This is a genomic window from Sorangium sp. So ce367, assembly GCF_051520455.1.
GTDB lineage: Bacteria > Myxococcota_A > Polyangia > Polyangiales > Polyangiaceae > Sorangium > Sorangium cellulosum_B.
In genome coordinates this window covers 4,168,169-4,189,334 of sequence record NZ_CP150334.1, presented here as the reverse complement: position 1 = coordinate 4,189,334, position 21,166 = coordinate 4,168,169, and the positions used below count along the sequence as shown (strand labels likewise).

Here is a 21,166-nt window from a genome sequence, read left to right as displayed (position 1 = left end):
ACGCTGCCGGGTTCCCGTGACCGCGACACTGGAACTGCCATGAGCGACGGCGTAGTCTCTTTCGCGAATGCGCCCTGTCGGAACACCGCAGGCCCACGCGGCCCGGCGCCATGAGATCGCCTCTCCGCTGCGCCGGAGCCCCCCCGGCGCCCCTATCCTACGGACCACGTCGGCCAGCGCATGAGCTCCGCGCGCATCGAGTCCGCACGGCCGCTCGTCGCAGGCCGGTTCCACATCGAGCACGAGGTCGGCCGCGGCGGGATCGGCACCGTGCACCGCGCCTTCGACGTGCAGACAGAGCGGTACGTCGCGCTGAAGATCATCACGGCGGTCGGCGTCGACGCCGAGGGCCAGGCCCGGCTCTCCCGCGAGGGGCAGGTCCTCTCCGAGCTCGATCACCCGGGGATCGTGAGGGTCGTTGCGTTCGGGACGCTCGAGGCGAGCGCTGTCGACGCGGAGGGGCGGCGGATCGAGGAGGGCGCGACCTTCATCGCGATGGAGTGGCTCGACGGCGAGGACCTGGCGGCGCGCCAGAAGCGCTCCCCGCTCTCGCTGCGCGAGGGGATCGAGGTCGGGCGGCAGGTCGCGAGCGCGCTCGCGGCCGCGCACGCCGCGGGCGTCGTCCACCGCGACATCAAGCCTTCGAACATCCTCCTCCTGCGCGGCTCGCCGGACGCCCCGCTCCGCACCAAGCTCGTGGACTTCGGCGTCGCGGCGTCGAAGGAGCTCGTGCTCACGACGGACGCGGGCGGCCTCGTCGGCACGCCGGCGTACATCTCGCCGGAGCAGGCGCGCGGCGACGCGACCGTGGACGCGCGCAGCGACCTCTACTCGCTCGGCGCGACGCTGTTCGAGCTGGTCGCCGGCCGGCCCCCGCACATGGGGCCGACCTCGATCGCGACCCTCGTCCGCCTGGCGACGACGCCCGCGCCGCGCCTCTCGGAGTTCCTGCTCGACGTGCCGCCGGCGCTCGACGACCTGATCCACGCGCTCCTGCTCGCCGACCGGGAGCTCCGGCCGAGCTCGGCGCACGAGGTGGCGGACAGGCTCGCGGCGCTCGCCGAGGAGCCGTACCTGCCCACCCCGTCGCCGCTGCGCGTGAGCGACAACCCGCCGGGCGCGATGGGCACGCGGCTCGTGACCACGATCGTGGCGCTGCACGTGGCGACCGGCGAGGAGCGCCAGCGGGAGCTCGAGGCGCTGCGCCGCCGCGGGGCCGACGCGCTGCCGCTCGGCACGGACTCGATCGCCGCCCACCTCGGCGTGCGGCAGGCCCACGGCGACGAGGCGTCGCGCGCCCTCGAGCTCGGGCTCGCGCTCGGCGGCCGCGGCGGCCGCGTCGGCGTCGCCTCCGGCCGCATGCGCGTCGACAGGACGCGCGCGGCCGGCGAGGTCGTCGACCGCGCGGTCGCGCTCGCGCGCGAGGCGGGCCTCGGCAGGGTCCTCGCCGACGCCACAACGGTGGAGCTGTCCCGCGGGCGCTTCATGGGCGAGCCCCTGGAGAGCGGCGCCGTGCGGGTGCTCTCGCGCGCGCCGAAGCGGCCCGACGCGCAGACGCCGTTCGTGGGGCGGGACGCCGAGCTCATCACGACCGTCGCGGCGTTCGAGCGCTGCGTGGAGGACGGGACGCCGGTCGTGATGAGCATCTCGGGGCCGCCGGGGATCGGCAAGAGCCGGCTCGCGCGCGAGTTCGTCGCCCGCATCGTGGATCGACCGGATCCGCCGCGGCTCATCCAGCTGCGCTGCGAGTCGTTCGGCCGCGCGCAGGCGCTCGGCGTCGCCACGGACGCGCTGCGGGTCCTCATGGGCCTGCCGAAGGGCGCGTCGCTGGAGCAGGCCGAGGACGCGGTGCGCGCGCGGCGGCCGCTCCACGGCGACGGCGGGCTCCTCGCCCGCCTGCTGGCGAACCAGCCGTTCCCCGACGGCGTCGACCTGCGCGGCGCGCGCGACGCGCTCTACCTCTCGATGACCGACATCGCCGTCGACGCGGCGTCGAGCGAGCCGTGCGCGCTGCTCGTCGAGGACGCGCAGTGGGCCGACCCGGAGAGCGTCGCGTGGCTCGATCACCTCCTCGGGCGGGCGACCGGGAGGGCGCTGTTCATCCTGCTCATGGTGCGCCCCGCGTTCTGGCGCGACCAGGGCCAGCGCTTCGCCGGCCGCGACCACGTGCGCGTGGAGCTGCGCCCCATCGCGCGCCGGGCCACGCGCGAGATCGCGCGGGCCGTCTTCAGCGCTGCCGCGGCCGCGCGGCCGTTCGAGGACGCGACGCTCGACCGCGTCGCGCAGCAGGCGGCCGGCTCGCCGCTCTTCGCCGAGGAGCTCGCGCGGGTCATCGCCTCAGGCAAGGACGCCGCCACGGCGCCCACCATCGAGGCGGCCATCCAGGTGAGCCTCGACGCGCTCGACGAGCCCACCCGGGAGGCGGTGGTGCGAATGAGCGTCTTCGGCCTGTCGGTGTGGGACGTGGGCCTCGCCGAGGTCGGGGTGGCGGAGCCCGCGACGGCGCTGAAGAAGCTCATCGCCGCGGAGCTCCTCGTCGCGCAGCCCGCGTCGCGCTTCCCTGCCGCGCGCGAGTTCCTGTTCAAGCACGCGCTCGTCCGCGACGTCGCGTACGCCTCCGTCGGCGACGAGCTGCGCCAGCGGCTGCACGCCGCGGCGGCGCGCTGGCTCGATCGGCTCGGCGAGGACAGCGCGACGGTGGCGCAGCACTTCGACCTCGGCGGCGAGCACGAGGAGGCCGCGATCCGCTGGGAGGCCGCCGCGCGGCGCGCCCTGGCGACGAACTCGCTCCGCGACGCGGTCACGATGGCCGATCGCGCGCTCGTGTTCTCCCCGGACAAGCCGACGGCGTTCGCGCGCGCGGTCCTCCTCGAGGAGGCTTACTCGCGGCTCGACGCGCGCTCGCCCGAGCGCGACTCGGCGATCCGGGCGATGTGGGAGAACGTCTTCGACGAGGCGAGCGAGCTGCGCACGCTGACGGCCCGCGCGCGCTACGACCACGCGTGCGGCTCGGGGATCGACCTGGAGGAGCGGCTGACGGCGCTGCGCGACCGCGCCCGGTCGATCGATCTCGTCGAGGAGGAGGCGCAGTGCTCGGCGACGCTGGCGCAGGTCCACGCGTTCGCCGGGCAGCTGGCGATGGCCGAGCAGGAGGCCGCGCACCTGCTCGACCTCGCGGCGCGGCGGAACCTCGTCTGGGCGGCGGTCGACGCCTGGCAGACGCGCGCGGTCGCCCACCAGACCCGCGGCGAGCCGGCCGCCGCGCTGGGGGCGCGCCGGAACGCCGCGCGGGCCGCGCGCCGCGCCGGGCTGCAGGAGCGCGAGGCGATGCTGACGATGAACGTCGGCTTCGCGCTGACGACCATCGGCGCCCGGGAAGAGGCGCTCCAGGAGATCGAGGGCGGCATCGCCAGGGCGCAGGCGATCGGCAGCTCCGGGGCGGCGCGGCACGGGCAGATGATCCTGCTCTGCTGGGCGGCGACGTTCGGCCCCGAGCCCCGGCTCGACGCCGTGCTCGCGGAGCCGCGCGCGAGCGCGGACGAGGCCGCGGGGAGCATGTGGGTCGTGCGCGACCGCGTGACGCTCGGCATCCTGTTCTACCGGGGCTGCGAGCTCTTACGCCTCGAGTCGTCGGGCCTGGCGCGGGCGCGCTCGCTGCTGAAGAAGGCCACCGACGCGTACCGCGTCACGGACAACCGCGACGTCCTGCCCGTGGCGCTCGGGTTCTGCGCCGAGGCGGAGCGCCGCTTCGGCGACGCCGAGCAGGCCCGCGAGATCGCGCGGGAGGCGGCGGCCCTCGTCGAGGCGGGCGCGCCGAGCCTGCTCAACGAGGCGCCGATCTACCTCGCGCTCCACGACGCCTGCGTGGACATGGGCGATCTGGAGGGCGCGCGGGCCGCGATGGAGCGGGCAATGCCCCCGCTCCTGCGTCGGCTGAAGGGCCTCGAGGGGACGCCCTACGCCAGCTCGTTCCTGCTCAACCTGCCGCAGAACTCGGCGCTGCTCGCGGCCGCCGAGGCCTACGGCTGCGTGCCGCCGGAGCTCGAGGTGATGCTGAGCGGCCGGCCGTAACGCCCGGCGCGGCGCTCCGGCGCCCTCTCGCGCGGCCTCCGGCGGTCACGCCGAGCCCGCGGCCCTGCCGGTCACTTCCGAGGCGCGGTTCCGCCGCCTGCCTTGGGGGACGTCGACGGCACCGGGCGGAGGTTGATGGTCAGCACCTCGTCGCGCGTGAACACCACGAAGCGCGCCTCCGGGGTGTACCCGTCGGCGGTGACCCGGATGCGGTGCCCGGTGCCATCCCGGCTGAACCTCGCGAAGAACGGGTTGCTGGGGAGCTCCACGTCGTCGAGGTAGATCTTCGCGTCCAGCGGCGTGGCGATGATCCGGAGCTCGACGAGGTTGGCGACCGGGGGCGCGTAGGTCGGAGGAGAAGGGGTCGTGGCCTCGCCCCCCCTGGCCTCCGGAGGAACATCGCTCTCCGGCGGGGTCCTCGGGGTGCGGAGCGCGAGGACCGCCCACGCGCCGCCGATCAGCAGCACCGAGAGCACGGCGATCCCCGCGCTCCAGAGCGCCTTTCGCCGGGTCGACTTGGTGTTGGCGACCATGATCGTGGGGATCGTCTGGCGGTTCGAGATGCTGTCCTCGCGCGACGGATCGTCGCCCAGCATCTGGTCCCCCACCGGCGCGGAGAACTGCTGCGACATCTGCGAGAGCGGCATGCGCTGAGACCACGGCACGGCGCCGCGCTCCTCGAGCACAGGCAGGATCTCGAACTCCTCCCCGCCCTCGGCCGCGCCGGCGTGGAGCCGCCCCAGCTGGTCGCTGATCGCGGACCTCACCTCGGCACGGCGGTGCGCGAAGGTCTCACCGATGAGGCGGCCGATCTCGGCCGACGAGGGGCGGCGGCCCATCGTCGCCAGGTACGCCTCGACGTCGTCACGCATCTGGGCCGCCGTCGCGTACCGCTCCTCGGGCGCCATCGCGAGCGCGCGCGAGCAGATCCGATCGAGGGCGTCAGGCGCCGCGGGCCACCGCTCGCGCAGCTTCGGGATCTCGCCGAACGTGAGCCGCTGGAGGATCTGCACGTCGGAGAGATCTCCCCAGAAGCGCTCGCCCACGACGAGCTCCCAGAAGATGAGGCCCATCGAGAAGATGTCCGCGCGGCGGTCGACCATCGTCGCGAGGGCCTGCTCCGGCGCCATGTACCGGATCTTCCCCTTCACGACGCCGGTGCTGGTGTCCGCGTCGCGCGTCGCCCACTTCGCGATCCCGAAATCGACGACCTTCGCCTGCCCGTCGTAGGTGACGAAGATGTTGTGCGGGCTGATGTCGCGGTGGACCACATGGAGCGGCTGGCCGTTGAAATCCATGAGGTCGTGCGCGTAGTGAAGCCCGGCGAGCGCGTCGGCGAGGATCGCCAGGTAGACCGCGCGGTGACGCGACGGGTCGATCTTCCTGCAGATCCGATCGAGGGAGTGCCCTTCCAGGTACTCCATCACGATGTAGTACTGGTCGTCGATCTGGCCGCACTCGTACGTCTGCACGACGTTCGGGTGGTTCAGCCGCGCCGCGAGCCTCGCCTCGTCGAGGAACATCGCGTTGACCTCGGGCTCGGTCGCGATCCCCGGCTTGAGCCGCTTGATCACGACCAGCTTCTCGAACCCGAGCGGGCCGCGATGCGCAGCGAGGAAGACCTCGGCCATCCCTCCCTGCCCAAGCTTTGCGATCAGCCTGTATCTCCCGAAGCCTCTGGCGGACTGCACGGGGAGCCGGACGATCATCGATGACGAGGTCACAGCACCTGATCGTTCGTAAGGATTGCTGACTCGTCAAGCAGACTCATGGAGATGTGCATCCCTCCGGCACAGCGGAGCCCCGGGGCGAGGAGCGCACGCGCGCTCCCCCGAGTGCCCCGGGTGCTCCGGTTAATGAGGTGAATTCCGCTACTTAGGCCCTGCTGCCGCGCGGGATCACCCCTCGCCGATGGCGATCCCGAGCGCCTGACGCAGCGCGAAATACTGATCGCTTGTCGAGAAGACGATCAGCTCCTTGAGCCTGTCCTGGGGCGGGAGATCCCCGGGCTGCTGCGGCTCGGCGGCGATGATCTTCTTCGCGATCTCGAGATCGCCCGAGAGGAGCAGGCCGGTGCGCGCCGCGGTGATGTCGACGCACTGCACCCACCGCTTGATGTTGGCCTTCGCGCCCTCCGCAAGGAACTTCTTGACCACCATGCGGAGCCCCTCGAGCTGCATCGGCTGCATGAACCCGCGGAGCGTCTGCGCGGTCGCCGTGATCTGCTTCTCGATGTCCGGCGGGACCGACGTGTCGGGCGCGACGAGCTTGATCCCGGCGAAGAGGAGCACCGTCAGCTCGGTGACCGTCGGGAACAGCGTCTTGATGTAGTGCTCGCCGCGGTACATCGCGAGGTGCTTGCCGACGATGAACGTGAGCTCCTGCGGCGAGAACCCGGTCAGCACGGTCTGCCCTGCGACGGACGCCGGCTGCTCGTTCGCCACAGCGACGAGCGCGCCGGGCACGTCGCTCCGCACGTAGAGCCGCGGCGCCGGCAGGCCGAGGACGTTGGCCGCCCACCCGAAGGTCCGGGCGAACGTCACCGTCGAGGTCGCCGGATCCTGCAGGAAGCGCTGATCGAGGACCGGCAGCTCACGGCGCTGCTTGAGCGTCTCGATCTTCGCCCTGAGCGCGGCCCCCGCGATCATCTCGAAGATCTTGCCGACGTAGAGGTTCTCCTCCTCGTGGAACAGGTTCCTGATCCACTGCTCGTTGTCGAGCCGGCTCTTCGCCTGGATGAGCCCCTGCGGGCGGTAGTCCTCGAAGTACTGCTGCTCGTCGGGATCGGCCTTGCGGAGGAACGACAGCGCCGCCGCGACGCACCAGGCCTGGTCGTAGCGCTTGCTGTCCACGTACAGGCGGTAGAGCCGCTTGTAGGGGTCGATCTTCATCGGATCGATCTTGACCATCGCCTGGAACTCGCCGGTCGCCAGATCGAACTGCTCCGACTGCTCGTAGAGCTCCGCGAGGATCAGGTGCTCCGTCGCGTCCTCGGGCTTGAGCCGCGACGCCATGCGGAACGTCTCGAGGGCGGCCGTCCTGTCGCCGAGCCGATCACGGTAGATGAGCCCGAGCGCGTGCCAGAGGCTGTACTCGAGGTCCGTGTTCCCCTTGCCGGCGACCCTGTGCAGCATCTTGCGGTACGCCCGCTCGAGCTGCTTCCACTCCTTCTGCGCCGTGAGGATCTTGTTGATGCGCTCGAAGGCCTCGAGGGAGTGCGGGTTCAGATCGAGCGTGTCGTTGAACAGCTCCACCGCGCGCGCCGGGTCGTCCAGCTTGTCGCGGTAGATCTGCGCCATCGTGTAGAGGTAACGGCTCTTCCGATCCGGCTGCGGCTCCAGCTCCGCGATGCGCTGGAGGCAGTCCACCATCCGCTCCCACTGCCCCGTGCGCTGGTAGAGCTGGAGCAGCTTGTGGAGCAGCACGTGGTTCTGCGGCTCCAGCTCGAGCGCCTCCTCCAGGGCCTCCACGCCCTTCGGGATGTTGTTCTCCTTGTCGACCCAGATGTCGCCGATGTCGTTCAACATCCTGAACCGCTCGGGGCCGTCCATGATGTTGTCGAGGATCAGCCGCTTGTAGTGGCAGACCTGCTTCCAGTCCTTGAGCGCGTCGTAGACGGCGACCATCGCCTCGAGCGTCGGCCGGTGCGCGGGCTCGGCCCCGAGCGCCTTCTCGAAGTTGTTGACCGCCTGCTTCGACTGCCCCTGCGCCTGCTTGATGCAGCCGAGCTTGTAGTAGACGGTCGCGCGCTCCTCGGTCTCGGCCTCGTCGAGGCTGGTGAGCACCTTCTGGTAGTTCGTCAGCGCGCTCGCCCAGTCGCCGAGCTTGAAGCTGACGTCCGCCAGGCCCCGGATCGTCTCCTGATCGGCCAGATCGAGGTTGTGCGCGGCCGTGTACGCCTTGAGCGAGGCGTCGTCCTTGCCGAGCCGCTCGAGGACCCGCCCGAAGGTCCGCTGCAGCCGGTGCTGCTCTGACCTGTCGCGCTTGCCGCTCTTCCTGACGAGCATCTCCGCGAGCGGCTCGGCCTGGGCCCACCGCTCCGTGGAGACGTACTCACCCAGGAGCGGCATCGCGGCGTCCTCGTTGTCGGGATCGCTCTGGAGCGCCATCTCGTACGCCTGCACCGCGAGCGCGTGCTCGCCGAGCATGTCGTCCCGGAGCTTGCCGAGCTCGACGAGCAACCGCGCCTTGGCGCGGGGCGCGTCGGTGTTCATCTGCTCCTGATCGAGGTAACGCGCCGCCCGGTCCCAGTCGGCCGCGTCGATCGCGATCACCCGCAGCGCCGCCAGCGTCGGCACGTGCGACGGCTCGAGATCGAGCGCCATCTCGAAGCGCTCCTGCGCCAGGACCCGCTCGCCGAGCTTCTCGTCGAGCTGCCTGCCGATCCGGAAGTACATCTCGACGCGCTGCTTGCCGTCGGCCGTCAGGTCGGCGACGCGCGTCATGTACTCGATGGCCTTCGACGAGTTGTCCTGCTTCTCGTAGAGCTTCGCCAGCGCCTCCAGGGCCGGGATGTGCGTGTCCTGGATCTCGACGATGTTCAGGTACGCGTCGATCGCGCGGTCGAGGTCCTCGATCTCCTCTGCGTAGACCTTGGCCGTGTGGGACCAGAGCTCGATCTTCTTCTGCCGATCCTCCGCCGCGTTGATGTGGCGATCGTAGGTGTTGATGAGATCGTGCCACTGGCGGAGCCGGCGATAGCAGCGCTCCAGGGCCTCGAGCGCGGGCTCGTGGCTCGGGTCGATCTCGACCACCTGCTCGAGGCGCGCGGCCGACAGATCGGGCTTCAGGAACTGCTCCTCCTGGAGGGTCGCGATCTTCATCAGCACGTCGATGCGCTCGCGCTCCGTGGTGACCACGTCGAGCTGCATCTCGAGGACGCGCACGAGATCGGGCCACTGGTGCGTCGCCGTGTAGACGCGCTCGAGCCCCCGCATCGCGAGGAGGTTCGAGGCGTCGATGTCCAGCACCTCGCGGTAGACCGCGCCGGCCTTCTCGATCAGCCCGAGCTTGGACTCGTAGAGGCCGGCGGTCCGCAGCTTCACGGCCGCGACGACGTCGGACTCGTTCACGGCCCGCGCCTTGCGGAGCAGGACGTCGACGAGATCGTTCGACTGATCGCGATCCGTGTAGATCCGCTCCAGCGCCTCGAGGGCCGGGAGGTGCAGCGGATCCACGTCGAGGGCGCGCCGGTAGAAGCTCAGCCCCTGCTCGACCTCGCCCATGTGCCGCTCGAGGACCTCGCCGAGCTCGGTCAGGACCTCCTTCCGATCGACGTCGGTCACCGCGACGTTGAGGGCGCTCGTCAGCATCTGCCCCTGCTGCTGCCACTGGCCGGTCTTCTTGAAGAAGTTCGCCATCTGGCGCAGCACGGCGACGTTGTTCGGGTCGTGCGCGAGGATCTGCTGGTAGTACGGCTGGGCGTACTCGGGGTGGCCGAGGTCCTCCGCGTACCACTTGGCGAGGCGCAGGCAGAGCGTGATCTTCTGGAGCGGGGCCGTCTGCTGCTGCAGCCACCCGTTCACCGTCTGCACGAGCTCCGGCCAGCGGTTCGTCGCCTGCGCCATGCGCTCGAGGTAGCGGACCGTGTCCATGTCGGAGAAGTCCATCTCGAACGCCGTGAGCAGCGCGTCGAAGGCCTGCGGCTTGTCCTCGAGCTGCTCCTCGAAGACCCGGGCCACCTTGCGGAGGATGTCGGTCTTGTCGGAGACCTCCTCGCGCGAGTCGAGCCGCGCGAGGTAGAGCTCGATGAGCGGCTCGCTCCGCCGGGCCGCGTCGTGGAGCTGCTCGAGCGCCGCGAAGGCCTGGTCGTGCGTCGGCTCGAGCTCCAGGACCTTCTCGTACGCGAGCGTGCCCCGGTCCCTCTCCTCGACCTGGTGCTCCCAGATCTGCGCCACCTCGAGGTACTCGCGCACCTTGTCCGCCGGCGACTCGTAGGCCGCCGCCCGGCCCATCTTCACGTCGATGACCTCGACCCAGCGCCCCTCGGCCCGGAGCAGGTTCTCCAGGGCGGCCATCGCCTCGAAGTCCTTGGGGTCGACCTCGAGCAGCTTCCTCCAGGCGTCGATGGCGTCGTACGCCTGCCCGAGGACGTGCTGGTAGGTCGTCCCGAGCTCGCGGTACAGCGCGATCACGTTCTCGGCCGGCAGCACGTCCCGCGCCCGATCCACCGTCTGGTGGAGCGAGCTCACGATCTGCTCGGGCTCGTTGCGCAGCCGCCAGATCGCCGCGATGGCGTAGAGCGCCTCGAGGTTCGCGTAGTCGATGTCGAGGACGCGCTGGTAGTCGTCGAGCGACGAGTCGTCGCGGCCGAGCTGCTCGTGGAACAGCTTGGCGCGGCGGAGCAGCACCGCGACGCGCGACTCGTCGTCGATCGCGATGTCGTAATGCCGCTCGAGGACGTCGCAGAGCTCGGACCACTGCCCCACGCGCTCGTAGAGGTTGGACAGCGCCCCGAGCGCCTCCGGGTCCTCGCCCCGGAGGTCGAGGACGCGCTTCCAGGTCTCGACCGCGCCCTGGACGTCGTTCAGCCGATCGGCGAGCAGGTGCGCCATCTTGGCGCGGATGTCGGCCTCCTGGCTGTCGCCCATCGCGTTCTCGAGCTCCCGCTCCAGCACGACCTTGAGCTGGGTCCAGGCGCCCTTGGCCGTGTAGATGCGCTCGAGGGCGCTGATCGCCTGCTCGTTCGTCGTCTCGAGCTCGTCGAAGATGCGCCGGAACGCGCGGATGGCGTCGTCGAGCTGACCGAGCCGCTCCTCGTACGTCTGCCCGAGCCGGAGGTACAGGTCGACGAGCTCCGGGCGATCCTCGGTCGCGCGCACCCGCTGCTCGAGCACGCTCGCGAGCTCCGGGTACTGCTCGAGCTGCGTGTAGATCCGATCGAGGTTCGAGAGCGCCTCGGCCTCGAGCGGCTCGATGCCGAGCACGTACCGGTACGTCTCCTCGGCCTTGGCGACGTCGCTGAGGTCGGTCTCGAAGACCCGCGCGAGCCGCTTGCCGATGCCGGTCTGGACGTCCTTGTCGCTGTGGATGCCCAGCACGTCGGCGTACGCGTTGGCGAGCATCTCCCAGCCGCCGTCGACCGAGCCGGCGAGCCGCTCGACCTCCTCGAGCGTCTTCTCGTCGCCCGGGTACTCCTTCAACGCCCGCATGAAGACGGCGAGGGCCCCGTCCGGCGAGATGAGGCGCTCCTCCTGGAGCTCCCCCAGCCGGTAGTACATCGCCTGCCGCTCCTGCGCCTCGGTGAGGTGGGTGAGCTCCGCCTCGAGCACCCCGCCGAGCTTCTCCCACTCCGCCGCCGCCTGGTAGAGCGGCTCCAGGATGGCGCCGATCTCGATCTGCTTGATCCCGGCCGCGAAGAGCCCCTCGAGGGCCTCGAGCGTCGGCGAGTGCTCGGGCGCCGCCGTGAGCACCTCGCGGTACGCCCCGATGGCCGCGGGCAGGTCGTTGAGACGCGTTTGATAGACCACGCCGAGCCGGTACTTGAACTCGAGGATCTCGTCCGGCGACTGCGCGATCTCCGACTCGCGCGACAGGATGGTGACGAGATCGCCCCACCGCTCGGTCGCGGTGAACAGGCGATCGAGCGACGCGATCGCGGTCTGGTTCTCCGGCTCGACCTCGAGCACGCGCCGGTAGCGCGCGACGGCGCTGTCGATGTCGTCGAGCTGCGTCTCGAAGATCTGCGCGAGCCGCAGCCCGAGCTCCACGAAGCGCGCCGGCTCCTCGCCGAGCCGGCCGAGCTCCGCGTCGTACAGCGCGGCGACCTGCGGCCAGCGGTTCACCATCATCGCGAGCCGCTCCAGGTTCGAGAGCGACTCCTCGTTGCCGATGTCGCACGTCACCGCCCGCGCGTACGTCTCGAACGCGGTGACGTGGTCGCTCAGCATCTCCTCCGACAGGCGCGCGATGCGGTGGAGCAGATCCACCTTCTCGTACGGGTCCTCGGCCACCTTGACCCGGACCTCGAGCACGCTGATCAGCTTCTGCCACTCGCCGGACGCGTCGTAGATCGGCTCGAGCACCAGCGCGGCGCCGAGCGGCTCGCGGCTGCCGTCCTTGATCTGCTCGAGCGCCCTCAGCGTCGGCTCGTGATCGGGCATCTGCTGCAGGAGATCGCGGTAGAGCTCGATCGCCCGGGACACGTCGTCGAGGTGCTTCTCGTAGAGCTCCGCGATCCGGTACTGGTAGCTGATGCCCTCCGCCGGGTCCGCGGTGATCTCCGCCTCGTGCTGGAGCACGCTGAGCAGCTCGAGCCAGTTCTGCGACGTCTGGTAGAGCACGTCGAGCCGCCCGAGCGCCTGGAGATCGTCCGGATCGATCTCGAGCACGCGCTGGTACGTGTCGATCGCGCTCGCGACGTTGCCGAGCTCGCGCTCGTACACCGCGCCGATCTGGTAGTAGATGCGCTTCTTCTCGTTCGAATCGAGGACGAGATCGGCCTTCTTCGCGTAGACCGAGAGGAGCTCCTGCCAGCGTGAGAGGCTGAGGTAGAGCTTCGTCAGCGCGTCGATCGCCCGCAGATCCTCGGCGTCGAGCTCGAGCACCTTGCCGTAGACGGCGATGGCCTGATCGTGCCGCTCGAGCACCTCCTCCTCGAGGCTCGCGGCCTGGAAGAGGGCGAGCTTCTTCTCGGTCAGGTCGTCGAGGATGTCCGCCTTCTGCTGGAGGATCTGCGACAGCTCGTTGTAGCGCTCCGAGGTCCTGAACAGCCGCTCGAGCGACTCGGCGGCGTGCAGGTTGCGCGGATCGATCTCGAGCACGCGCCGGTAGTGCCCGACGGCGCTGTCCATGTCGCCGAGGTCTCCCTCGTAGATCCGCGCGCTCATCGTGTAGAGCGAGCTCGCGAGCTCCGCGTCCGTCTGCTGCGCAGCCAGCGTCTCGAACACGCGCGCCAGGTCGGCGAAGCGACCGGTCGCGCGCGCGAGCCGGTCGAGCCCCTCCTGCGTCGACTCCGAGGCCGGATCCTGGCTCAGCGCCCGCGCGTAGGTGTCGAAGGCCGAGCTGAGGTCGCTGCCCGCGTCCTCGTAGAGCACGGCGATCTGGTGGAGCAGCTCGACGCGACGGGTCACGTCATCGCTGCGCCGCACCTGCACCTCGTGCACCCCGATGAGCTTCTGGAAGTCGCCCGACTGGCGGTACAGCGGCTCGAGGATCTCCGCGATCGCGAGCTCGTGCTCGGCGACCTTCCCGAGGCGCTCCAGCGCCCCGAGCGCCTCGACGTTGGTCGGCTCGCGCTCGAGCACCTGCCGGTAGATGTCGATCGCCGAGTCGACGAGCCGCATCCGCGACTCCCGCAGCGCGGCGAGCCGGAGCATCAGCCGGATCTGCGCCTCCTCCTCGACCGCGATGCCGAGCTGCGCCTCGAGGTTGTCCGCCAGCTCTTCCCACATGCCCTGGCGGCTGAAGAGCCCGTCGAGCGCCGTCAGCGCCACCAGGCTCGTGTTGTCGATGGAGAGGACCTCGCGGTACGCGGCGATCGCCTCCTCCGGCTGCCCGAGCCGCTGCTCGTAGACCTCGGCCATCTGGGCATAGAGGCCCTCGCGCTCGGTCGGCTGGTGCACGAGCTCGATGCGGCGCCGGTAGACGCCGATGAGGTCGCCCCAGCGCTCGGTGCGCCGGTAGAGCTCGTCCATCGCCTCCAGCGCCTCCGAGTCGGCCGGATCGATCGAGAGCACGCGGAGGTAGCCGTTCGCCGCCTCCTCGACCTTGCCGAGCCGCTCGTGGATGCTCGCGAGGCGCATCCAGTACTCGCGGCTCAGCCGCGCGTCGCTCAGCGAATCGGCGATCTCGCTGAAGATGACGTCGAGCTTGTCCCAGGCGCCCGCCTGCGCGGCGAGCGACTCGAGCTCCGCCCGCGTCTCGGCGTGCGACGGGTCGTCCTTGAGCGCCCGCGACTGCGCGTCGAACGCGCGGCCCAGGTCGCTCAGGCTCTCGGCCGCCGTCCGCGCCACCTTCCGGAGCAGCGCCACGCGCGTCGCGGTGTCGCCCTCGGCCGCGGCGAGGATCTCGAGCGCCTGGATCAGCTTCTCCCAGTCGCCGCGCCCCTCGTAGATCTCCTGCAGGATGGCCGCCGCCTCGGCCCGCAGGGACTCGTTCGAGAGCAGCGCCTCGAGCGCGAGGCGCGCGGCGTCGTTGCCCGGATCGAGGATCAGGATTTCCTTGTAGTTCTCGAGCGCTCCAGCCGCATCGTTCAGGTGCTTCTCGAGGGTGCTCCCGAGCCGGAACTTGAGGTCGATGAGCGCCTGCTCGTCGAGAGGAGAGTCGATCCGCTTGCGGAGCACGTCGACGTAGGACTCCCAGTCCTGCTGCTCGCGGTAGAGCTTGTCGAGCGCCGCGAGCGCCTGCGGGTCCGTCGGCTCGTCGTCGAGCACCTGGCGGTATGTCCCGATCGCCTGCGCCGCGTCGCGCAGCTCCCCTTCGTAGAGCTCCGCGATCGCATAGAGGATCTGCTTGCGCTCCTCCGGCTCGGTGACGATGCCGAGCTTCTTCTCGTAGATGCCGAGCAGCTCGCCGAACCGGCCCGTCTCGCGGTAGAGCCGCTCCAGCGCGCCGATCGCGGCCTGGTTCTCGCCGTCCGCCTCGTACACCGCGCGGAACTGCGAGAGCGCCTCGTCGATGCGCTTCACCTCGTCGAGCAGCACCCGCCCGAGCCGGAGCCGGAGATCGACCCCGAGCGCGATGTCCCCCTCGCTCTCCGCGCGCGAGATCGCCGACGAGTAGGCCTGGATCAGGGCGTCCCACCCCTCGGTCGAGCGCGCGGCGCGCTCGACGTCATCGATGCACTGCTCGTCCTGCGGGGCGATCTGGAAGGCCGAGAGGTAACGCTCGAACGCCCGCTGCGGCTCCTTGAGGCGCGTCTCGTAGAGCGCCGCGACCTGCCGGTAGAGGTCGAGCCGGGAGACGTCGTCCTGGTCGTGCGAGAGCTTCACCTCGATGGCGCCGGCGAGCCCCTTCGGGTTGTTCGCCTGCGTGTAGATCGGGATGAGCGCCTCGGCCGCGGCGAGGTGCGAGCCATCGATCGAGAGCACCTTCTCGTAGGCGCGCGCCGCGCGATCCGCCTTCTGCTTCTGGACCATCCAGAGCTCGGCGATCTTGACCAGCAGGCTGATCTTGGCCGCGTCGTCGGTCTCCTTGGCCTCCTGCGACTCGAGGACGCGGATGAACTCGTCCCACTTGCCGCTCTCGGCGTAGAACACCTCGAGGTCGTCCCAGCGCTGCAGCTGGAGGTACGCCTTCTTGAGCGCCTCCTGGGCCTTGCGGTCCTGGGGGTTCAGCGCGATCACCTCTTGCCAGGCCTTGACGGCCGCCTCGTCGTCCTTGAGGCGCTCGCCGTAGAGCTGCGCGAGCTTGCTGAGGAGCGCGAGCTTCTGGGTGCTGTCGAAGGTCGTGTCGACCTGCTTCTGCAGCACCCTCGCGAACGCCTGGTAGTCCTTGTTCTTCTCGTAGAGCCCGGCCAGCGCGTTGAGCGCCTCGGGGTTCTCCGGGTCGTTCGCGAGGACCTCGTCCCAGAGCTCGATGCAGAAGTCGACCTTCTTCACCCGCTCCGACGCGAGCTTCGCGATCTCGAGGTACTTCGCGGCGCGCTCGCCGCCCTCCGGGAGCGCCGCGGCCTCGCGGCGGAGCAGCCCGATGAGCTTCTCCCAGTCGCGCCGCTTCTCGTAGCTCTGGCGGAGGAAGTCGATCGCCTGAGCGTGCTCGCCGTCGATCGCGAGGATCGACTCGTAGCACTTCACCGCCTCGGCCGCGTTCGAGAACTTGCCCGAGTAGAGCTCCGCCGCCTTCGCGTAGTTGTCGATCTTCTCGGCGGGATCCGAGACCGCCTCGGCGATCTCGATCAGCGTCTTGACGTACTCGTTGTACCGCTTGGCCTGCTCCTGCTTCTGGGCCTTGGCCTTGAGCTCTTCGACGCGGCCCGCGGCCTCCGCGGCCGGAGGCGGCGGCGCTGTCGGCCGCCGGCCGACCTCCGAATCCGCAGGCCTGCTCTCGGCAGGAGCCCGCGCAGGGGGCGGCGGCTCGATGTCAGCCACCGAGGACCTCGCGTCGCGCTCGTCCACCGACGAGGCCGACACAGGAGCGCTCGCGGGCGCGCTCGCCCTGCCGCTCACCGGGGCCGGCGCGCTGAGCGGGGCCGGCGTGCTCACCGGGGCTGGCGCGCTGACGGGCGCAGGCGCGCTCGCGGGAAGCGGCGTGGCGTCCGCAGGCGCGGCCGGCGCGACGACAACGGGCGCGGGCGCGACCACAACAGGCGCGGGCGCGACGACGACGGGCGCAGGCGCGGCCGCGGCCGGCGGAGGCGCGGACGGCGCGACAGGCGCGGCCGTGAGGCGCTCGCCGATCTGCGCTTCGAACGCGCTCACGCTCGGGTGCGTCGGGGCGACCGCCGAGAGCTTCTCGAACCAGCTCCTGGCCCGGATCAGGTTGCCGAGCTGGCGCCAGGCGACGCCGCCCGCCTGCGCGATCATGTACGGGGAGCTGCCGTTCTGGTTGGCAGCGCTCTCCGCCAGCGACGCGACGCGCTCCCAGTTGCCCTCCTTCGTCCCCCAGAGCTCGCGCAGGTAGGCGAACGCTGCCTCGTTCGAGGGATCGAACCGGAGCGATTCCTCGAGGAGCTTCGATCCGATCTCGACGTTCTGGTGCCGCGTGGCCCATCGGACGCCGAACTTGAACGCCGCCTCTCCGCGCGCCACGCCGGCGCGCGCGTCGAGGATCCGGCGCTGCGTCTCCACGATCGCCTGCGGCCGCTCCGCCTCGACGAGGAGCCCCTCGAACATCGCCGCGGCCTGCTTGTCGGAAGGCGCGGTCTCGTACGCCCTCCGGAGCAGGTCCTCGAGCTGACCGCGATCGAAGCGCTTCGCGAGGCGCGCCGCGCGGAGCAGCAGCCGCTTGCGCTCGTCGGTGCTCGCGGCCGCATCGGCCGCGTCCACCAGCTCCGCCATGCGCGCCGACCACGACGACTGATCGACCTGCATGTCGAAGAGGCAGGCCCGCGCCTCCTCGCTCGTCCCGCCGGACGCGGCGAGGCCCTTCGCGTACATCTCCGTCGCGCGCTCGAAATCGCCCGCGTCGCAGAGCACGTCGCCGAGCTCCACGCGGAGCTCGGCGGCCGCGGTCCCCTCGGGGGCGTTCCTCAGCTCGAGCTCCAGGAGCTTCTGGACCATGTTGGTCTTGCCGAGGTCCCAGTAGATGGAACGAGCCGACTCCAGCGCCTCTAACAGCGCTGGATTCAGCTTGTAGGCGTCCTGGAAGTGCTTCAGCGCCTTGACGGCCTGAAGGAACTTCTCCTCGAGCAGCCGCCCGAGCTTCAGGTGATATGCCGCCTTCCGGGTCGCGTCCCCTTCGGCCGCAATCCCCTTCTCGAGCTCCTCGACGAGCCCTTGCCAGTCATGAACCGACTCGAGATGATTGAGACGCTGCGCAAGATCCATTGATTATCGACCCTCGGCCCCGACCTTCGAACGAATTGAAACGCTTAGGTGCCCCGTGCCGCGCGCGGCATCACGGCTATTGACCGCCGAGCCGCGCGACGAGCGTGTTCGCCGTCTCGCACTCGGTCTTGAAGCTCGCCGCCTTCGAACCTTTGCAGGCGCGCGTGGTGAACCCCTTGAGCATCTGGATTGCCTCCTGCTTGCGCGGCGGATCCAGGGTCGCGTAGGTGCTCCCGAGACTCCAGAGAATCTGCACCGACTCGGGACCATCCGTGGGCGCCACCGCCTTGGCGGCCTCGAGCTCGGACACCATCTCCGCCGTGGACCCGCGGTCCTGGTAGACCGACGCGAGCAGGCTGTGGACGCCGAAGAGGTACTTGTCCCCCGGCTTCGCGAACGACTTCGCCTCCTTGAGCACCTGCTCAGCCTCCTTCGTGTACCCGAGACGGGTGTACAGGTCGGCGAGCGCCGCGTAGTAGCGGATTTCGTTCGGATTGTGCTCGATCGCCTTGGTGAGGTTCTCGAGCGCCTTCTGCTCGTCGTCCGTCCAGAGGTAGACGTTCCCGAGCTGGGAGTAGCAATCCGCGAAGTTGGGGTCGTTCTCGATACACTTCTGATAGGGCTCTTTGGCCTCTTCGTACGAGATCGTCTTCTTCTTCGCTTGCTGCTCGAGCGCCCAGCCTCGTTCGAACCAGTAGTTCGCGAACTTCGGGGCGATCTGCGTGGCGCGCGCCAGCGTCGATGCGACCTTGTCCCACGACTCCGACTTCTTGTGTGCCATCGCCAGCTTGAAGAAGATGCGGTGGTTGTTCGGGTCGAGCTTGGTCGCCTGCTCGTACTTGTTGGCCGCACCGTCGGGGTTGACGGCGACCTCCTTGTCGGCCTGATTCGCCAGGATGACGGCCTCCTGGCGATGGCGGCTGCAGCCCAGGCCCGCCGCGCTCGCCGCGACCAGGCCAACCATCAAGAATGCCCCAAGCTTCATCTCGCTCACCTTTCGAATGGCCCCGGCATCGCCGGCCTCTGAGTGACCTGGGCGTCGCGTCGCCCCTCTTCAACGTCCCGGAGTCGGCTGCGCCGCTCCTTCACAGCGTCCCGGAGTCGGCTGCGCCGCTCCTTCACACACAGCGTCCCGGAGACGGCTGCGCCGCTCCTTCCAGCGTCCCGGAGTCGGCTGCCCCGCTCCGTCCCCAATCCCGGAGCCGGCTGCGCCGCTCCTTCAGCAATCCAGGAGACGGGCTGCCCCGCTCCGTGTGGCACCGTCACAAGCGTCCCGAGGTGGCGCGCGTTGAACCTCGCGCGGCGACGCGAGAATAGGCGGAGGCAACCGCGGAAGTCCAGGGCTTCAGACCCCGCGCATGCGCCTCGCTGCAGCGCCTCCACGCAGGGCCCCGCCCTCCCCGCGCGGCGGACGCCGAGCTGGCCACCCCACGGCGCCCGCCGCAGACCGCTGGCCGCGCCCGGCGCCGGCTGCAGCCAGCGCTGAAATGGAAAACGCCCCGCACTTCGCGTGCGGGGCGTTCGCTCGAACCGAGCGGCGAGGCGGGCTCAGCCGCCGGGGCTGAGCATGATCGGGTAGACGACGGTGACGATACCGCCCTCGGGCTGCGGGAACGACAGGCCGTAGAACGCCCGAACGACGCAGGAAACCACGCCGTTATCGGGCAGATCCGAACCGCCGTTACCCACGTTGGAGACCGCACCGTCACGCCCGATGACGAAGCGCACCGCGACACGGCCCTGCAGATTCGGGTTGTTCCTGAGCCCGTTCTCGTAGCAGAGCCGGAATCGACCGAAGTTCTGGCGGACGATACGCTGGATGACCTCGGGGGGCAGACGGCCGCTCACGCTGGTCGCACCCATGCGCACCTGCGGCGGCTTGGTACGATGCGACCCGCCGAGTCGGCCATGGCCGGAGCCGAAGCCCTGGCCGGTGCCGGTGCCGGCGCCGTGCCCGATGGTGCCGATCGAGCCGAGGCCGATGCCCTCGCCGCGCCCGCCACCGCCCTCGCCGATGCCGGAGAGGCCGAGGCCGCCGGCGCCGAACGAGTCGCCGATCTGATCGCCCCACATGTTGCCGCGGGCGCTCAGCGGATCGTTCCCGAGCGAATCGTCGCGTCCCCACGGCGCGGTCGGCGCGTTCGGATCGCCGCCAGCGCCGGCGTTCAGCAGCCCGATCATGCCGAACTCCGCGGCGTCGCGGAGCGCGGCCTGGCGCGCGATGTGCGGGTCCGGGTTGTCGGCGGGCCCCTGGACGCCGTAGCGGTTGCCGGTGGCCTTGGTGTTCGGGTTACCCATCGAACCCTCTTCACCCTTGGCGCGGGTACCGGTGCCCCCCTCCTTGTTGTCCGCCGCGTTGTCGGCGACCTGCTCGGTCTCCTTCTCCTCCATCTCCTTTTCGGCGGCCGCCGCGAGGTACTGCTGGATGAGGAACTGCTGGTCAGCGGAGATCCCGTCCTCGCCGGTATCGCCGAGGGGCGGCATGAAGAAGGCCATCGCCGCGAGCAGCCCGAGGTGAACCGCCATCGAGAGGCCCGTGTACAGCAGGCTCTGCGTGTCCAGCTGGAGGTGGCCGGCCACGACCTTGCCTGCGTTCACGGCGGACACCTGGAAGACGATGCCGTCGAGCTCGACCTTCGCCTTCCCGCCCGACGGAAGCGCCATCTGGTAGGCGCCAGAGAGCTCGGAACACGGCTGCGTGAGGCCCTGATCGATCGCCTGCTGCACCGTCATCTTCGGCCTGCCCGGGATCTCGATGGTGCCGGTCGCGCGGGGCAGGAGCACCACGGAGACCGAGCCTGAGCGATCCGCGAGGATGATGGGCGCCCGCGTCGTGCCGAGCTTCTCCGAGGGGATGAAGTAGTCGCACTTGAAGTTCTTCCCCGCCTCCTCACCCACGTAGAAGGAGCGCGGCGGCGTGAGGTGCTCGACGTGGAGCACCGCGGCATCCCACAGAATCATGACCTCGACCGAGGCCGCCGGGACCTCGGTTTCGTCGCTCGGCACGTCCGGCCCGTTCTTCACGAGCGTGTACGTGTAGGAGCCCTCGGGCGCGTCCGGGGGCACCTCGTCGACGGCCGGCGCCGACTGCGCGAACGGGTTGTTGTAGGAGAACGGGTCCGCGCCGCCCGCGGAGGCCGCGGCGAACGGGTTCCCAGGCGGCGCGGCCGCGAACGGATTCCCGGGGGCCGCTGCGCCGAACGGGCTCCCACCAGGCGCCGCCGCAAACGGGTTGGCGGGGACCGGCTTCGCAGGGCCCGCGGCCGCGGCGACCGCCACCGGCTCCGCGCGCTCCAGCATGATCTTCGTGCCGCCGATCTGGAGCTGATCGCCTGGGCTGATCTTGCACTTGTTGACGCGCGCCCCGTTCACCATCGTGCCCGGCTCGTTCCCGAGATCGATGAGCGTGATGTCCTGCGGGGAGGCGACCTCGATGACCGCGTGCATGCGCGAGGCAAGCTCGTCATCGACACGCAGATGGCTCTTCGCGTCCTTGCCTACCTTGACGATATCCTGGGTGATCGTCTCCCGGCGGACGAGCGCCTCGTTTTGGTAGAGCGCAAATGTGAGAGCGACCCTTTGCTTGCCTTCCATCTCCGCCAGCCTTCCCTATGCGCCGCGCGGCGCACGCCCCCAGCACCGGGGGGTAAATCGATAGGGCAGGTGCC

General features: G+C 70.2%; 5 protein-coding genes. 1 reads left to right on the top strand and 4 read right to left on the bottom strand.

Going from position 1 to position 21,166, the window contains the following annotated elements; genetic code table 11:
• The first annotated feature begins 180 nt into the window (after nucleotides 1-180).
• A complete protein-coding gene (locus WME97_RS16030; protein ID WP_437552781.1) occupies nucleotides 181-4,071 on the top strand; it encodes a serine/threonine-protein kinase in 3,891 nt (1,296 codons plus the stop codon).
• A 71-nt stretch (nucleotides 4,072-4,142) separates the two neighbouring features.
• On the opposite strand, the gene WME97_RS16025 is transcribed toward WME97_RS16030, so the two are convergent.
• From WME97_RS16025 to WME97_RS16010, 4 genes are all read right to left on the bottom strand, one after another.
• On the bottom strand, nucleotides 4,143-5,702 hold the full coding sequence (locus tag WME97_RS16025; protein WP_437552780.1) for a protein kinase domain-containing protein: 1,560 nt from the start codon (nucleotides 5,700-5,702) through the stop codon (nucleotides 4,143-4,145).
• Nucleotides 5,703-5,969: 267 nt separating this feature from the next.
• On the bottom strand, nucleotides 5,970-17,498 hold the full coding sequence (locus WME97_RS16020; RefSeq protein WP_437552779.1) for a tetratricopeptide repeat protein: 11,529 nt from the start codon (nucleotides 17,496-17,498) through the stop codon (nucleotides 5,970-5,972).
• A 76-nt stretch (nucleotides 17,499-17,574) separates the two neighbouring features.
• Nucleotides 17,575-18,483 carry a tetratricopeptide repeat protein gene (locus WME97_RS16015; RefSeq protein ID WP_437552778.1) on the bottom strand — a complete coding sequence of 303 codons (909 nt, stop codon included), beginning with the start codon at nucleotides 18,481-18,483 and terminating at the stop codon, nucleotides 17,575-17,577.
• A gap of 563 nt (nucleotides 18,484-19,046) precedes the next feature.
• Nucleotides 19,047-21,092, bottom strand: a complete 2,046-nt coding sequence (locus tag WME97_RS16010) for an AgmX/PglI C-terminal domain-containing protein (protein WP_437552777.1) — start codon at nucleotides 21,090-21,092, stop codon at nucleotides 19,047-19,049.
• Nucleotides 21,093-21,166: the final 74 nt, after the last annotated feature.

Excerpts from the sequence above, each read along its gene's own strand:
- WME97_RS16030 (WP_437552781.1), top strand. The coding sequence starts at position 181 with ATGAGCTCCGCGCGCATCGAGTCCGCACGGCCGCTCGTCGCAGGCCGG.
- WME97_RS16025 (WP_437552780.1), bottom strand. The coding sequence starts at position 5,702 with ATGGCCGAGGTCTTCCTCGCTGCGCATCGCGGCCCGCTCGGGTTCGAG.
- WME97_RS16020 (WP_437552779.1), bottom strand. The coding sequence starts at position 17,498 with ATGGATCTTGCGCAGCGTCTCAATCATCTCGAGTCGGTTCATGACTGG.
- WME97_RS16015 (WP_437552778.1), bottom strand. The coding sequence starts at position 18,483 with ATGAAGCTTGGGGCATTCTTGATGGTTGGCCTGGTCGCGGCGAGCGCG.
- WME97_RS16010 (WP_437552777.1), bottom strand. The coding sequence starts at position 21,092 with ATGGAAGGCAAGCAAAGGGTCGCTCTCACATTTGCGCTCTACCAAAAC.